The organism is Hydrogenophaga sp., assembly GCF_030656115.1.
Classification (GTDB): domain Bacteria; phylum Pseudomonadota; class Gammaproteobacteria; order Burkholderiales; family Burkholderiaceae_C; genus Hydrogenophaga.
The window spans coordinates 1-1,357 of the sequence record NZ_JAUSOO010000172.1; the positions used below are offsets into that span (position 1 = coordinate 1).

General features: G+C 64.4%; 1 protein-coding gene and 1 pseudogene. One reads left to right on the forward strand and one right to left on the reverse strand.

All coding sequences use genetic code 11. The annotated features are described in order from the left end of the window. Window positions 1–317: OB-fold domain-containing protein (locus tag Q7J58_RS21690; protein WP_304832034.1), on the forward strand; the 317-nt coding region annotated here is incomplete at its 5' end. A 691-nt stretch (window positions 318–1,008) separates the two neighbouring features. Here the strand turns inward: Q7J58_RS21690 and Q7J58_RS21695 are convergent. Continuing rightward, window positions 1,009–1,357 (reverse strand): annotated as a pseudogene (locus Q7J58_RS21695) (hypothetical protein); the annotation flags it as partial.

Below are 1,357 nucleotides of genomic sequence, written 5' to 3' on the forward strand. Positions count from 1 at the left end.
GCGGCCACGTGCAGCTCTACCAACAGGCGATCTGCCGTGAGTGCGGTAGCGAGCGCCTAGAGCACCGCGCCGCCAGCGGTCGCGCCAAGGTGCATTCGTTCAGCGTGGTTCACCGGGCACCCGGCCCGGCTTTCAAACAGGACACGCCCTATGCGGTGCTGCTGGTCGAACTCGAAGAAGGTCCGCGGATGATCAGCTCCTTCATCGGCGCAGACCCTTCAGCAGTCACTTTCGACATGGCTGTCGAGTTGGTTTGCGAACCCGTCGGTGGTGGTGTGTCGCTGCCGCGATTCCGGGCGGCCGGACCTCCAGCGTGAGGCAGCGTCGTCGTGCGCCTTCTGAGTGTCTGAGGACATGACCCAACCCAACGCGGGATTTCGGTGGCCGCAGCTTGCTGCGCCGTCCTCCCAGGCGGCAGTCGAGGGGGCTCCTCCTGACCTGACGTCGGCCACAGTGGCGCGGCGGGCGATTGCGCCCTTGTCCATGCATGATCGGATCGTGGCCATCGTTGCGCCGGTCGGCTATGGCAAGACGACATTGATGGGCGGATGGTTTCGCGCTTGCAAAGACGCAGACCCCGTGTGGGTGGGACTCGATGCTTCCTGGCGCGACCAGGTGTTCTTTGTTCGCTCCTTGTTGAATGCGGTCGGAGGCCCGTCGGAGCCGGTAGCGATGGGGGCCATTGACGCGGCGGCGGTGGTCGAGAGCGGCTTGCTGGCGTTGTTGCAGGCCCTTGGACAACGTCGTCGTCCCATGATGCTTTTTTGCGCCGCTATGCCAGGTCTTTGTGCGCCAGTGGCCGGCAGCACCACAAGATCAGGACCCATTCCACTATGGCGCCGCACAAACGGTTCTGGCCTATGCGCACAAATGCAATTGACGTTTCACCGAGGCCACCCAGTCCTTGCGCGAGGTGCAAGTGAAGTTCGGGGAGGCTCCTTCGCCTTTCGGCCACATGTGGGTGCGGGTGATCTTTTCCGCCTTGCTGTTCAAGGCGGGGCGGCATCGTTAGGCCCTGGCAGACAGCACCTCGGCGCTGACCGAAGAGCTGGCTTTCGCTCCCGACGCCTCGTGCCTGGCGGTCAGGCTGCGCGCGATCCGCGCGTTGCTGCTGTACGAACGCAACCTGTGCATCGAGGCGATGGTGGATTTGGAGGTGGCGTGACCACTACTGTCGCACCAGGGCATCGTCGATAAGATGGCGTAGATCGTGTGGCCGATGGGGTGCAGCAGCAGCCCCTGCGCCAGCGCGCGGCAGGCATAGCGGCGGCCGAAGTCGGGCAGGCGTGCTGAGCACGTGCCACGCGAAGACCATGCCCTTGCGTCGATCGAAGCGCACACGCGGGTGCTTGGAGAT